Genomic DNA, 14,058 nt, shown 5'->3' on the forward strand with positions numbered 1-14,058 from the left:
GGGTCGAGTCGGCAATCGGACAGCGCCCACTCCTCCAACCGGTGCCGAAAAGGCCGCTATTGCACCCGCTCCCACCCACGCGGCGGACGGTGCGAACCCAGCGACGTATCGCGACTGCGGTACACCAGGTAGGGGCGCGTCAGATAGCCGACCGGAGCAGAGAATACGTGCACGAGCCGACTGAACGGCCAGAAGGCGAACAGCGCACAGGCCGACAGTGCATGCAACTGGAACAAGGTGGGTGCACCCACCATCAGCTCGGGTTGCGGATCCAGATAGAACAGCGACCGGAACCACGGCGAGATGTCGTCACGATAATTGTGCGGATGGCCGCTGAGCGTGCTGTACAACGTGGCGACCACACCGAGTGCGAGGGTGAGCCCGAGCAGGACATACATGACCTTGTCGTTGTGGGTGGTCGCCGAGAACACCGACCCGACGGTGCGGCGACGATAGAGCAGGATGAGCAGGCCCAGCACGGTGGCACCACCGGCGATCGCACCGAGACCGAAAGACACCACGTGGTAGGCGTTCTCACTGATGCCGAGCGCGTCGGTCCACGATTGGGGGATCACCAACCCCAGGACGTGTCCGAGGAAGACGAACACGATGCCGTAATGGAACAGCGGGCTGCCCAGCCGCAGCAGCCGGTTCTCGTACAGCTGCGACGAGCGCGTGGTCCAGCCGAACTTGTCGTATCGGTAACGCCAGATCAGTCCGCCGATGCAGGTCACCAGTGTCGCATACGGTATTGCCACCCAGAGCAACTGGTCGGTCGCATCGACATTCACCGCCTGCCCCCGATCGGTGTCGGCATATAGGTCGGCGGCGCGAACGGATCAGTGCCGACCTCCTCTCCGGGCGGCCCGGCGGCGATGAGCTTGGCCACGGCGTCGCTGTCGGACCCGCGCAGCGCCGGCAGGGTCGCCGACAGCGAATCGAGCACACCCGTCCACGGTGATCCGAAGTCCCGCAACGCGGAACGCATCACCTCGATGCCGGCGCGATAGTCGGTCATCACGCGCAGGCCGTCTTCCGGCTCGGTCGCCGCGAATTCGAGGACGACACCGAGGTGATCGGGCAGCTCACCGTCGTCGAGCTGCCATCCGGCATCGCGGTAGAGCTGCTTGAGCCGCAGCAGCGCCATGCCGCGCTTGCGGGTGTCACCGTGCGAGAAGTAGGTCAGGTAGGGGCTGAATCGTTTGCGGTGGTCGAAGGTGTCGACGTATTCCGCGGCCAGATCGACCGGCGCGCCGTCGTGCAGATGTGACAGCAGCGGTCGCAGCGGTCCGCCGATGGCGACCGGCAAGGCGGCGGATGCGCGGGTCAGCAGCGGCAACTCTCCCAAGAGAGTGTCGTCGGGATAGCCGAGCAACAGTGATTGCACCTGCCATGCTGCGGTGCGAACTCCGGTCCGGATCATGTGCGATGCCTCCCGCTTCGCTTGGGCAGTAGACCTTCCGGACGGCCGCGGCCGTCCCAGTTGAGCAGATTCACCCGCTTCGCGCCGCCGCCGGACTCGTCCGCGGTCTGACGGTCCGCGAGCATCCGAAAATTCTCCACCGCGACCGGGGTAGGGCCACCGGAACTCTCGCCGAAGGGCCCCCAACCACCCATCCCCGGTCCGCCGTCACGGTCGAGATCGCATTCGGTGGCCAGTTCCTCGAGTCCGTGCGCCTGCTCGGCATGCGCTGCCGGAATGACGTAGCGCTCGTCGTATTTGGCGAGCGCCAGCAGTCGGTACATCTCGTAGAGCTGTTCTTCGGACATATCCACCGCGGCCGGGATTTCCGGGCGCGGCGACCGACCGAGATTGATATCGCGCATATAGCTACGCATTGCCGCCATCTTGCGTAACACCGCCGCGACGGGTGCGGTGTCGCCGGCGGTGAATAATTGCGCCAGATACTCCACCGGAATGCGCAATGCCTCGATCGCGGCGAATAGATTGTCCTGATCCTCGGCGTCGTGGCCGGTGTCACGCAGCGCATCCACGACCGGCGACAGCGGCGGGATGTACCAGACCATCGGCACCGTCCGGTATTCCGGATGCAGCGGCAACGCCACCCGGTATTCGCGGATCAGCGCATAGACCGGCGACCGCTGCGCCGCCTGAATCCAGTCGCGCGGTATACCGGCTCGCTCGCAGGCCCGCACCACCTCCGGATCGAACGGGTCGAGGAAGGCATCGCGCTGGGCGGCGTACAGGTCCCGTTCATCGGGGGTCGCCGCCACCTCTCCGACGGTATCGGCGTCGTAGAGCATCACCCCGATATAGCGCAGCCGTCCGACGCAGGTTTCGGCGCAGACCGTAGGCAAGCCCACCTCGAGCCGCGGAAAGCAGAACGTGCACTTCTCGGCTTTCCCGGTGCGGTGGTTGAAGTAGACCTTCTTGTACGGGCATCCCGACACGCACATGCGCCAGCCGCGGCAGCGGTCCTGGTCCACCAGAACGATGCCGTCCTCGGAACGCTTGTAGATCGCACCCGACGGGCAGGCCGCCATACAGGCCGGGTTGAGGCAGTGTTCGCAGATCCGAGGCAGATAGAACATGAAGGTCTGCTCGAATTCGAACTTGACCTTGTCTCCGACCTTTTCCAGCAATGGGTCGGCCGCGGCGAGTTCGGGGGCCCCGGCGAGGTTGTCGTCCCAGTTCGCCGACCAGGTGATGGCGGTTTCACGGCCGGTGATCAACGACCGTGGCCGTGCTACCGGCGGGTGCCGCTGCAGTGGGGAGGTGATGAGGGTGTCGTAATCGTAGGTCCAGGGCTCGTAGTAGTCCGACAGTTCGGGCAGGGTCGGATTGTCGAAGATGGTGAACAAGGTATGCATCCGGCCACCGCGCCGCAGTCGCAACCTGCCCTTGCGGTCGAGCGTCCACCCGCCTTTCCATCGCTGCTGATCCTCGTAGGTGCGCGGATATCCCTGCCCGGGCCGGGTTTCCACATTGTTGAACCAGACGTATTCCACGCCCGCCCGGTTCGTCCAGGTCTGTTTGCAGGTAACTGAACAGGTATGGCAGCCGATGCACTTGTCGAGGTTCATCACCATCGCCACCTGCGCCATGGGTCTCATCGGTAGCTCACCTCCTGCCCACGACGACGAATAACGGTCATCTCGTCGCGTTGATTACCGGTCGGCCCCAGATAGTTGAAGGCGAAGGACAATTGCGCGTACCCACCGATCAGATGTGTCGGTTTGATCAGCAGCCGGGTCAGGGAATTGTGAATACCGCCGCGCTTTCCCGACGTCTCCGCCAACGGCACATCGATCAGTTTGTCCTGGGCATGGCACATGTAGACGGTGCCCTCGGGCATCCGATGGGAGACGACTGCCCGCGCCACCACCACACCGTTGCGGTTGACCGCCTCGATCCATTCGTTGTCGCGTACCCCGATCTTCACGGCGTCGCGATCCGACATCCAGATCGTCGGACCGCCCCGCGACAAACTCAACATCAGCAGGTTGTCTTGATATTCGGAATGGATGGACCATTTCGAATGCGGCGTCAGATAGCGCACCGCAAGCCCGTGTGCGCTCTGCTCCCCCAGCCGTTGCTCGGCGAACAATGCGGACATGTCCAGTGGTGGACGGAAAACCGGCAACTGCTCGCCGACCTCGGCCATCCAGTCGTGGTCGAGATAGAAGTGCTGCCGGCCGGTGAGGGTGTGCCACGGCTTGCCCCGCTCCACATTCACGGTGAACGGGGAATAGCGCCGGCCACCGCTTTCCGAGCCCGACCATTCCGGCGAGGTGATCACCGCGACCGGCGCCACCTGGGTATCGGCGAAATGGATGTGCTTGCCCTCGTTCTCGGTAGCGAGATCGGCCAGCGGCGTTCCGGTGCGCTGCTCCAAGGTCCGAAACCCCTGCACCGCGAGCCGGCCGTTGGTGGTTCCCGACAACGCGAGAATGGCCTCACAGGCATCGATATCGCGTTCCAGGCTCGGTCGCCCGGCCGCGGGGCCGCCGTGCACGATGCCGTTGCGCGCCCCCAACTCCTCCACTTCCCGGCGGACATCGAAGGTGACGCCCTTGGTCGTGGCACCGAGCCGGTCCAGCAGTGGGCCCAGCGCACCCATCTTCGCTCGCACCGCCCCGTAGTCGCGTTCGACCACAGTCAGTCGTGGCATGGTTTTCCCCGGGACCGGTTCGCACGCACCGGTTTTCCAATCGCGGACCACACCGTGCGGGTTGGCCAGCTCGTCGGGAGTGTCGTGCTGCAGCGGCGTGGCGACAATATCCTTGCGTACCCCCAGATGCCGGGCCGCCAGCCGACTGAATTCGGCACCGATACTTGCGAAGGCATCCCAGTCGGTGCGCGTCTGCCACGGCGGAGCGATAGCGGGACTGAACGAATGCACGAACGGATGCATGTCGGTGGAGGACAGATCGTATTTCTCGTACCAGGTGGCCGCGGGCAGCACCACATCGGAATACATGGTGGTACTGGTCATCCGGAAATCCAGGGTGAGCAGCAGATCCAGTTTCCCGGTCGGCGCCGTCTCGTGCCACACCACGTCCTCGGGGCGCGCGTGCGGCGGCGTCTGCTCGGCCCGCAACGACGAGTCGGCGCCGAGCAGATGGTGCAGGAAGTATTCGTCGCCCTTTGCCGAGGATCCCAGCAGATTCGACCGCCAGATCGACAGCACGCGTGGGAAGTTCGCCGGATCGTCGGGATCTTCGCAGGCGAACCGCAGCCGCCCCGACTTCACCTCGTCGACCACGTATTCCGACGGTTCGACCCCTGCCTCGGCAGCCTCGTCGGCGAGGTCGAGCGGATTGCGGTCGAAGGTCGGGTACGACGGAGTCCACCCCATCCGGGCGGCCTGCGCGATCAGATCGGCCGTGCTGCGCCCGGCGAGCGCGCCACGCCCGGTGGTCGTGGTGAGTGCATCGGCGGCGAACGGGTCGTAGCGGAACTGATCGGTGTGCAGGTACCAGTAGACGGTCTGATTCATGTGCCGGGGCGGTCTGGTCCAGTCCAGGGCGTTGGCCACCGTAGCCCAACCGGTGATGGGCCGGGTCTTCTCCTGCCCGACATAGTGGGCCCAGCCGCCGCCGTTGCGGCCCTGACATCCGGTCAAGGTCGTCAGCGCCAGGAAAGTCCGGTACATGGTGTCGGAGTGGAACCAGTGGTTGGTGCCGGCGCCGAGGATGATCATCGAACGACCCTGTGTCTGTTCGGCGTTCTCGGCGAACTCACGTCCGATGCGCGCGGCGGATGCCGCGGCGACCCCGGTGATGGTCTCCTGCCAGGCCGGGGTTCCGGGCTGCGTGGCATCGTCGTAACCGGTGGGCCACTCCCCCGGCAGGCCCTCCCGGTGCACGCCGTAACGGGCGAGCATCAAATCGAACACTGTGGTGACCAGATGGCCGCCGACCGTCCGTACCGGCACCCCACGGCGCAACGGTGCGGCGGAGCCGTCGGCGGTGTCGAACCGCGGCAACTCCACCGTCACCGCCGAATCACCGGTCACCGACAGCATCGGCCGCACCCCGTCCAACGTCAGATTCCAGCGTCCGGCCCCTTCGTCGCCGTAGCGAAAACCGAGTGATCCGTTGGGTACGACCGGATTTCCCTGTCCGTCGAGCAGCACCGTCTTGAATTGCGCGTGGTCGGTGGCCGCGAACTGCTCCAGATCGGCAGCGGTCAGGAACTTTCCGGGCCGGAACACGCCGTCGGACTCTTCGAGTCGCACCAGGAACGGCAGATCGGTGAACCGGCGCACGTAGTCCTCGAAATACGGCACCTGCCGGTCGACGAAGAACTCCCGCAGGATCACGTGCCCCATCGCGAGGGCCAGGGCTGCATCGGTACCGGGATGCGGCGCGAGCCAGTCGTCGGCGAATTTCACGTTGTCGGCGTAGTCCGGCGCCACCGCGACGACCTTCTGACCGCGGTAGCGGGCCTCGGTCATCCAGTGCGCGTCCGGCGTACGGGTCACCGGTACGTTGGAGCCCCACATCATCAGATAGCCGGCGTCCCACCAGTCTCCGGATTCCGGCACGTCGGTCTGATCACCGAAAACCTGCGGTGAGGCCACCGGCAGATCGGCATAGAAGTCGTAGAACGACAGCATCGAACCGCCGATCAGCGAGATGAACCGGGACCCGGCCGCGAACGAGACCATCGACATCGCCGGAATCGGCGAGAACCCGGCAACTCGGTCCGGGCCATAGGTTTTGATGGTGTGTACGTGGGCTGCGGCCACCAACTCGACCGCCTCCTCCCAGCTCGCGCGCACCAGCCCGCCGCGTCCGCGAGCGCTCTTGTACCATCGGGCCGCTTCGGGATCGGAGACGATCGACTCCCATGCGGCCACCGGGTCACCGGTGCGCGCCTTGGCATTCCGGTACATCTCGAGCAGAACACCACGGATGTACGGATACCGGATCCGAGTGGGCGAATAGGTGTACCAGGAGAAGGCCGCACCGCGCGGACACCCCCGCGGCTCGTATTCGGGCCGGTCCGGTCCGACGGATGGATAGTCGGTGGCCTGTGTCTCCCAGGTGATGATGCCGTCTTTGACATACACCTTCCACGAACACGATCCGGTGCAGTTCACTCCGTGTGTGGAACGCACGACCTTGTCGTGGGCCCAGCGATCGCGATAGAACTCGTCGGCCTGCCGTCCGCCGCGCACGTATTCGGTGCGCAGATCCTCCGATACCGCGGCGCGGGTGAAGAAGCGCCGGCTGCGGATCAGTGCCGAAGTCAGCTCGGAATCCACGCCGCTACCGTTCCCGCGTGCCGCACGTGCCATCAACTCGCCTCTCGCCCCGATCGCGGCGCCGCGCGATCGAACTCACTCGTCACACGAACACTGGCACCGTAATCTCTGAACCACGGCAACCGCGGGATTTCGGCATCAACGGATGCGGAGTCGGTATCGCCCGCTCTGGAGTCGAACGCGAGCCGGAACCGCTCGATATGTCCGTGAACAGCATTGATCCGGTGGGTAAGCAGCGCGCAGCCGCCGCGGCCGACTACCATACCCGCCACCCGAACACGCACCCCGTCCATCCCGTTATCGGTGTCCGACAACACTCAGCTATCGCGAGCTCGAAGCGTTCGATGCACTCGGGGACGGCCACGCCGGATCGAATCCCGTTCCTGCTCGGCCGGCCCTGCCGTGCCCGGCCGAGCGGAACTGCGAGGCGGAGACCACAATCGGACCGACCGCAATCGCCCACAGAAAGGTGCCCATTCGTGAAGGTATTCCAGATCGGCGCGGCCGGCGGCGTGGGCCGCCGCCTCACCCCCTTGCTGACCGACCGCGGCGACCAGGTCACCGGAATGCACCGCAATCCCGATCAAGCAGACACCGTGCGCGCCGCCGGCGCACAACCGGTTCACGGCGATCTCATCGAGGACACCATCGACGAGTTGGCCGCGAAGATCGCCGGCCACGACGCTGTGGTCTTCTCGGCGGGCGCGCACGGCACCGGCCCCGACAAGACCACAGCGATCGACGGTGCCGGGCTGGAGAAGGCCGCCGCAGCCGCCGCACGTGCCGGTGTCTCGCGGTTCCTGCTGGTGTCGGTATTTCCCGATGCGGGCCGTGACCGCGAAACCTCGGCGGGTTTCGAGCATTACATGCGGGTGAAGAAGTCGGCCGACGTGTACCTCACTCATACCGCACTCGACTGGGTGATCGTGCGGCCCGGAACGCTGCGCGACGATCCCGGAACCGGCACCGTCGCTGCCGGACTCGCGATCGAGTACGGTCCGGTCAGTCGCGACGACGTGGCGGCCTTCGTCGCCGCATCGCTGCACGAGCCGGCGTTGAGGCGCGTCATCGTCGAGCTCACCGAAGGCCCGACGCCGGTCGCCGAGGCGGTCACCGCGCTCGTTGCGGCCACCGGAGCGCGTCCCGCCTGAACACCGGCCCCGGAGTGTCCCCGCGCCGCGGCGGGGACACTCCTTCGCGGTATCAGTCGCTCAGGCGTTGCTCGGCGTAGACCACCATCGCATCGCGCTGGTACTCCGCGAGACCGGTGGCGATCCGCTCATAGTTGACCTTGAACCGCTCGTCGTCGACATACATCTGCCCCAGGCACGCGTATGCCGAGCGGTTCGGAGTCCAGAACCGGCAGATGCCCTGGTATTGGGCATGAATCTCGGCCTGTACGGCGGGATCCCCGACCGGGGTTCCCGCGGCCATGAACTCGGCCATCCGAACCATCGCGGCGGTCAGCTCCCGCTGCATCTGCTCGACATCGGCGGCGGTCATGCCCTCGGATGCCTTGCGGGACTGTTCGAATTCCTCGGGCCAGCGCTCCCGGGCCTCGTCGTCGTACTCCGTGTGGTCGAATCCGGCGAACAGATTCTCCGGCCGGTTGATCTGCACGGACATCTTCGCATTCCCTTCCAGTTCGGCGATGGTTCGCGCAACGGTGTCGGCCATCCGTCCGAGCCGGGCACGTTCCTCGAGCAGCCGGGTGTACTGGCGTTTCAGCGCTGCCAACGTGTCGGGCTCGGAGTCGACCGCCGCGGCGATGTCGCCGAGACCGAGACCGAGTTCCCGCAACACCAGGATCTGCTGCAGGCGCAGCAGTTGTGCCTGGCCGTAGTAGCGGTAGCCGTTGGCGCCGACACGGGCCGGTACGAGCAACCCGATATCGTGGTAGTGGCGCAGCGTGCGGGACGTGACGCCCGACATCTTCGCCACCTCCGCGATCGACCAGCTCATCTGCTCTGCTCCCCATCCTTGCCGGAGACCGGTCCGTCCGGCCTCGTCTACGACGGTAGAAGTTTCCGCAGCGTCAAGGTCAAGCCGATAATGCCAGCGCGGCGTCGGCCACGGTCTCGCGGCGGCCTGCGTCGAGCTGGACACTGTTGCCGATGTCCGCCGGTGGATCGCTACGCTCCGCCGCGCGGCGATCCACCGGGTGGTCTCACAGTTTGCGTGCGAGGCCGGCCACGATCATCTGTTCCCACAGACTCAGCTCCCGACCGGTGTCGGCGGCGGGAGTTTCGGGCCACCACTGCGCGCACGACCGAAGACCCGGTTCGATCAGTTCGAGGTCTCCGAAGATCGCGCGCACCTCGTCGTCGTTGCGCCAGCGGCCACGGCCGAAGGCGTCGAGCATCTTGCGCTCGGTAGTGGTGGTTTCACGGTTGTGCCCGGACCGGAAATGCGAGATGTAGACCTGGCTTCCGGGAGCCACCCGCTCACTCCACGAACCGATCACGGACTCCGGCTCCTCGTCGTCTTCGAGGAATCCGAGGACGATACCGAAGATCAGCCCTACCGGTTGGTCGAAGTCGATCAGCCGCTGCACATCCGGGTGGTCGGCGACCGTGGTCGGCTTGTGCACTTCCCCGCTGATCATTGCGACCCGGTCGTCGATACACAGCAGAGCCCGGCCGTGCGCAACCACGAACGGGTCATTGTCGACGTAGACGATCGGCGCGTCGGGATGCTGCCGGCGCACCACCTCGTGCACGTTCTCCGAAGTGGGCAACCCACAGCCGAGATCGATGAACTGCCGAATGCCGTTGGCACTCATGCTACGCACGGCCCGCAGCGTGGCTGCCCGGGCGGTGATCGCCACCTGTTCGGAACCGGGCATGAAGTCGATGAAGTAGTCGGCGAGGTTCTGGTCGACACCGTAGTTGTCGCGCCCGCCGAGGATGTAGTCGTATACCCGTGCCACGCTAGGCCTGGCCTGCCGCGCTCGCATGGCGTCGTCGCTCACTGGTCACCTCTCGATTCCCACGACGCCCGTCGCGGTCGTGGATGATTCAGGTGTCGAGCATAGCCGCCCGCGATGGTCCGGGCCGGGGATCGACCGGGCCGGGAGACCGAATTCACCGCACCGACCCGGCAGGCTGGGAGTTCGCGTCATTCGATCAGCGGGGATCGGCCATATCCCCTGTGCGCGTGCCTGTTTCGACCGCATTGTCGGTCATGATGGTGGATTGCCGCGACAGTTCGGCATCGAGTTGCGCTTCCGCGCGTTCCGCCCGCGCCAGTGTCTGAGTCCGCGCATCGTCGAGTGCGGCGAGCCGGGCCGCGGTCTGTTCGGCGACCCGCTCGGCTGTTGCCGCACACTCGGCGCGCACGGCCGCGATATCGTCGGCCGCCCGACGTTGCGCCGAATTCGCTTCGGCGCGTACCCGATCGGTTTCGGCGCGAGCCCTGTTCAGTTCTTCCTTCATCTCGGCCAGGTCCCGGGCACGCTCGGCGAGCGCCGCTTCGATTCGCTCGATGGCACGTTCGGCGTCGGCGGCGCGCTGGACCGCGAGATCGCGTTCGGCACCGGCAGCCGTGACTCGCTGGGCGCTGTCGCGGCGCGCTTGCTCGATGTCCGCGCCGGCCTTACTGCGCGCCAATTCGATGTTCTCGTCGGCACGTACGCGCACATCATCGATGTCACGCTCACACGTGCGGCGCACGTCGCGAATCTCGGCCTCGGCGGCGGCGCGGGCCGCGAAGACATCGTCCGCGGCTTGCCGTCCGATGCGTTCCACTTCTCGGAGCGCGTCATCGCGCGCTGTCAGTGCTTCGGCGATGCGCGCCTCTGCTGCCTCTGCCGCCTCGCCCGCATCCTCCGCGGCGCTCTCGGCGGCGACTCGGGCGTTCTCGGAATCGCGCCGTGCCTGCTCGGCCGCTGCCGCGGTGACTTCGGCCTCGGCTATCCGCCGCGCTGCGTCCGCTTGGACCGCTTGAACCTGCGCCTCCGCCACCGACGGATCGGCCAACGTCGACAGCTCGGCCACCGCGACCGACAAGGTGTTGGCCAGCTGATCGGCCAGCGTACGGAACTGGGTGAGCATTTCGTCGGCTCGTAGCCGAGCGGATGTCACCGGACCCTGTTGCGTCACAGTGACGTTTGCGTCCTGAGTCTGCGTCTCCTCCTGTTGTAGACGTTGGCGCTCCCGCCAGGCCCGCCACCGGGTGTGCTCCGGGTGATCGCAGTATTCCGACGGCCGGCCCGGTGCTCCACCGCGAGTGATGGTCCGACTACATCCCGGGTAGTTACATGTGTTCGACACCATGGAATCGTAGCGTTTGTTTCGTCATTACCAACGTAATAACACGCAACGAAAGATGTTGGGCGGCATACCTGCCCCGAGCGGCTGACCTCCGATAAGTGAACCTTATCGGAGGCCAGAAGTGCCGCGACCTCGCGGAAGCGCATTGGCAATTCCGTTTACGTTTGGTGCGTGCCAACGTTACGTATCCAAAACGAAATTGCTCGAAAACTGTGCCCGCTGGTACGGGAGTACTACTTTGTGCCCGACCGGGGCACCCGGATCAGTCGAACGCGGTCGCTGTGCGTCGCAGCGATCCCTCGTGTTCGAGCCCGTCGTCGCCACAGCGCTCGGGGCTCGACCGCGGTGCTCGCTCGGTCGAGCCCCGAGATCATGAGACGGTGCTGGTCGTGCGGCGCAGGGCTTCGGCGAGTTCGCTCCCGGTCGGAGCCTTGTCGGGGTCGATAAGAAGCTGGGCTGCCATTCCGGTGAGCAGCGCCTGGTAGAGCGCGCCCGAGCCGGCGGCGCTGTCGCCGGCGGCATCGGCGAAGAGTCGGGCCAGACCCGCGCGTGCCTCGTCGAGGTTGTCGGCGAGTCGTGCCCGTATATCGGGGTGGGCCAAGGCTTCGAAGGTGGCCGACCACAGTCCACGATGTGCGGCGATCGTGGTCGCAGCCGCATCCCAGCGTACGGCGAACCGCTGCCACGGATCGGTGTCGTGGTGCGGTACGTCGGCCAGCGCCTGCTCGAGATCGACTCCCCACTCCCGAGTGGCCTCGGCCAGCGCCTCGGTGAGTAGCGCCTCCTTGGTGCCGAAGTGGTAGCCGATAGCTGCCATGCTCACTCCCGCGGCGGCGGAGATGTCACGGACCGTGGTCCGCGCGTAGCCCTTGTCGAACAGGCAGGTACGCGCACCCGCCAGCAGATCCTCACGGTTTCCCATGGCCATCATTGTAGCGCAATTGCCTCACACATTTGTCTTGCGCAGTTGCGCAATTCGACGCTACCGTCGTCGACATGCAGCAGATGAGCAATCGCAGTGTCCTGATCTCCGGCGCCAGCATCGCTGGGCCCTGCCTCGCCTTCTGGCTTGAGCGTTACGGTTTCACCCCGACGATCGTGGAGGCGTCACCGAGCCTGCGCGAGGGCGGCCAAGCAATCGATGTGCTCGGCACGGCCACCGAGGTGGTGCGGCGGATGGGCCTGCTGGACCGCTTACACGAAATGAGCACCGGCAAGCGCGGCACGTCCTACGTCGACGCCAACGGCAAGGTTCGCGCCCGCATCTCGAGCGAGGTATTCAACGGTGTCGGCGCACACGGCGACACCGAAATCCAGCGTGGCGACCTGGCGCGTGTGCTGTACGAGGCCACCTGCGACACCGTCGAGTACATTTTCGGCGACTCCATCACCGCACTGACGCAGGACGAGAACGGGGTGCAGGTCAGCTTCGAACACGCGCCGCCACGCCGGTTCGCTCTCGTCATCGGTGCCGATGGAGTCCATTCCCGCACCCGCGCGCTGGCTTTCGGCCCCGAATCGCAGTTCGCCCGCCATATGGGGTACTACATCTGCATCTACACGATTCCGAACTTCCTGAACCTCGACCATTGGGAGCGGGACTACAACACTCCCGGCACTGTCGCCGGCGCCTACAGTGCTCGCGAGAACTCCGAAGCCAAGGCGATTTTCGCTTGGGCATCGGAGCACCCCGACTACGACTACCGCGATGTCGCGCAGCAGCAGAAGATCCTCACCGACACCTACGGGGGGCAGGGTTGGCAGGTGCCACAGCTGCTCGCCCACCTCGACGACGCCCCGGATTTCTACTTCGACGCCATGACACAGATCCACATGGACACCTGGCGCACCGGCCGCGTGGCACTGGTGGGCGACGCCGGTTACTGCGCCTCGCCACTGTCGGGACAGGGCGCGAATCTGGCACTGGTCGGTGCCTACACCCTCGCCGGCGAATTGGCCGCCGCCGCTGGGGATCACACGGTCGCCTTTCCCGGCTACGAGCAGCGCATGCGGCCCATGGTCGAGGCCTGCCAGAAGTTCGCCGAAGGCACCGGCGCCTGGTACGCCCCCGCAAGCAGCACCATGATCCGCTTCCGCAACCTCAACGTTCGACTGCTGCCCTACCTGCCCTGGCGTGGGCTCATCGGCGGAGCGCCGCAGAAGGTCGCGCGAACCATCACCGCCGCGGACTACGCGGCCTGAGCGGTACGCGCGAGCACAAGCCGGTGCCTACTCGAGAGAGGGCTTTGCGCCGCAGGATCCGCAGGGCGGATACTTGACCGGTAACAGGAGTCGCCGGTCGCGACTGTCCGGTCGGCGGCGTGCTCGCCCCCGAAGTCGGTACAGAAGGAGGCACTCATGTCCGATAGCAAGCGTGTTGTCATTCTCGGCGGCCACGGCAAGGTTGCGCTGCTCGCCGCGCCCAAGCTCGCGAGCGCGGGTGCTGTCGTCGAATCGGTCATCCGCAATCCGGACCAGAGCGCCGAAGTCGAGGCAGCCCGGGGCGAGCCGGTGGTCCTCGATATCGAGCAAGCCGACGTCGAGGAGCTGACGAGAGCGTTCGAAGGCGCGCGGGCCGTGGTGTTCGCGGCGGGCGCGGGCGGTGGCAATCCGGAACGCACCCACCGGGTCGACTACGACGCGGCCGTGCGCTCGATGACCGCGGCCGAGCGGGCCGGTGTGCATCGCTTCCTACTGGTTTCCTATGCGGGAGCCGACGTCGGGATCGAGAAGGTCGATCCGAGCAGCTCCTTCTACCCGTATGCGAAGGCCAAACACGATGCCGACGCGCATCTGCGGGAGACCGGGCTCGATTTCACGATCCTCGGACCCGGCAAACTCACCCTGGAGCCGGGGACCGGGAAAATCCGGCTCGCCGACCTCGACGGCACGATCGATGGCCGGCAGCCTCGGGACGACGAGGGAAATACCTCCCGCGACAATGTTGCGGCGGTGATCGCCCACGTTGTTACCGCCGACGCCGCGATCCGCCGGACCGTGACCTTCTACGACGGGCCGACGCCGATCACCGAAGCCATCCGCTGAGCGGGACG

At 66.0% G+C, this 14,058-nt stretch carries 11 protein-coding genes; 3 read left to right on the forward strand and 8 right to left on the reverse strand.

Annotated features, from left to right (window positions below; translation table 11 throughout):
* Positions 1–56: 56 nt before the first annotated feature.
* Genes narI through NV2_RS21905 form a run of 4 tightly spaced genes read right to left on the reverse strand, consistent with a single transcriptional unit; the run spans position 57 to position 6,767 of the window.
* Complete coding sequence (narI, locus tag NV2_RS21890) at positions 57–791, reverse strand: respiratory nitrate reductase subunit gamma (protein WP_067877607.1); 735 nt, start codon at positions 789–791, stop codon at positions 57–59.
* Positions 788–1,423, reverse strand: coding sequence for a nitrate reductase molybdenum cofactor assembly chaperone (narJ, locus tag NV2_RS21895; RefSeq protein WP_067877610.1), 636 nt, complete (start codon positions 1,421–1,423; stop codon positions 788–790). The genes narI and narJ overlap by 4 nt, the downstream gene beginning before the upstream one ends.
* Positions 1,420–3,075 carry a nitrate reductase subunit beta gene (narH, locus tag NV2_RS21900; protein ID WP_067877613.1) on the reverse strand — a complete coding sequence of 552 codons (1,656 nt, stop codon included), beginning with the start codon at positions 3,073–3,075 and terminating at the stop codon, positions 1,420–1,422. Before narH ends, narJ begins: the two co-directional genes overlap by 4 nt.
* Positions 3,072–6,767 (reverse strand): nitrate reductase subunit alpha, encoded by a 3,696-nt coding sequence (locus NV2_RS21905; protein ID WP_174550620.1) that lies wholly within the window; start codon positions 6,765–6,767, stop codon positions 3,072–3,074. The genes narH and NV2_RS21905 overlap by 4 nt, the downstream gene beginning before the upstream one ends.
* A gap of 446 nt (positions 6,768–7,213) precedes the next feature.
* On the opposite strand from NV2_RS21905, the gene NV2_RS21915 reads away from it, so the two are divergent.
* Positions 7,214–7,885: an NAD(P)H-binding protein gene (locus tag NV2_RS21915; RefSeq protein ID WP_067877618.1), complete on the forward strand. Its 672-nt coding sequence runs from the start codon at positions 7,214–7,216 to the stop codon at positions 7,883–7,885.
* Positions 7,886–7,937: 52 nt separating this feature from the next.
* Here NV2_RS21915 and NV2_RS21920 read toward each other — a convergent pair whose 3' ends face one another.
* From NV2_RS21920 to NV2_RS21935, 4 genes are all read right to left on the reverse strand, one after another.
* Complete coding sequence (locus tag NV2_RS21920; protein WP_067877621.1) at positions 7,938–8,696, reverse strand: MerR family transcriptional regulator; 759 nt, start codon at positions 8,694–8,696, stop codon at positions 7,938–7,940.
* Between the two features lie 205 nt (positions 8,697–8,901).
* On the reverse strand, positions 8,902–9,705 hold the full coding sequence (locus NV2_RS21925) for an SAM-dependent methyltransferase (RefSeq protein WP_067877624.1): 804 nt from the start codon (positions 9,703–9,705) through the stop codon (positions 8,902–8,904).
* A gap of 154 nt (positions 9,706–9,859) precedes the next feature.
* Positions 9,860–10,816: a hypothetical protein gene (locus NV2_RS21930; RefSeq protein WP_245662729.1), complete on the reverse strand. Its 957-nt coding sequence runs from the start codon at positions 10,814–10,816 to the stop codon at positions 9,860–9,862.
* A gap of 559 nt (positions 10,817–11,375) precedes the next feature.
* On the reverse strand, positions 11,376–11,927 hold the full coding sequence (locus tag NV2_RS21935) for a TetR/AcrR family transcriptional regulator (protein WP_067877627.1): 552 nt from the start codon (positions 11,925–11,927) through the stop codon (positions 11,376–11,378).
* A 74-nt stretch (positions 11,928–12,001) separates the two neighbouring features.
* Here NV2_RS21935 and NV2_RS21940 point away from each other — a divergent pair, with 74 nt between their 5' ends.
* Positions 12,002–13,207, forward strand: coding sequence for an FAD-dependent monooxygenase (locus tag NV2_RS21940; protein ID WP_210749186.1), 1,206 nt, complete (start codon positions 12,002–12,004; stop codon positions 13,205–13,207).
* Positions 13,208–13,363: 156 nt separating this feature from the next.
* Positions 13,364–14,050, forward strand: coding sequence for an SDR family oxidoreductase (locus NV2_RS21945; RefSeq protein ID WP_067877629.1), 687 nt, complete (start codon positions 13,364–13,366; stop codon positions 14,048–14,050).
* Positions 14,051–14,058 lie beyond the last annotated feature (8 nt).

The organism is Nocardia vermiculata NBRC 100427, from assembly GCF_001613265.1.
Classification (GTDB): Bacteria; Actinomycetota; Actinomycetes; order Mycobacteriales; family Mycobacteriaceae; genus Nocardia; species Nocardia vermiculata.

Excerpts from the sequence above, each read along its gene's own strand:
- narH (WP_067877613.1), bottom strand. The coding sequence starts at position 3,075 with ATGAGACCCATGGCGCAGGTGGCGATGGTGATGAACCTCGACAAGTGC.
- NV2_RS21945 (WP_067877629.1), top strand. The coding sequence starts at position 13,364 with ATGTCCGATAGCAAGCGTGTTGTCATTCTCGGCGGCCACGGCAAGGTT.
- NV2_RS21920 (WP_067877621.1), bottom strand. The coding sequence starts at position 8,696 with ATGAGCTGGTCGATCGCGGAGGTGGCGAAGATGTCGGGCGTCACGTCC.
- NV2_RS21905 (WP_174550620.1), bottom strand. The coding sequence starts at position 6,767 with ATGGCACGTGCGGCACGCGGGAACGGTAGCGGCGTGGATTCCGAGCTG.
- NV2_RS21940 (WP_210749186.1), top strand. The coding sequence starts at position 12,002 with ATGCAGCAGATGAGCAATCGCAGTGTCCTGATCTCCGGCGCCAGCATC.
- narJ (WP_067877610.1), bottom strand. The coding sequence starts at position 1,423 with ATGATCCGGACCGGAGTTCGCACCGCAGCATGGCAGGTGCAATCACTG.
- NV2_RS21935 (WP_067877627.1), bottom strand. The coding sequence starts at position 11,927 with ATGGGAAACCGTGAGGATCTGCTGGCGGGTGCGCGTACCTGCCTGTTC.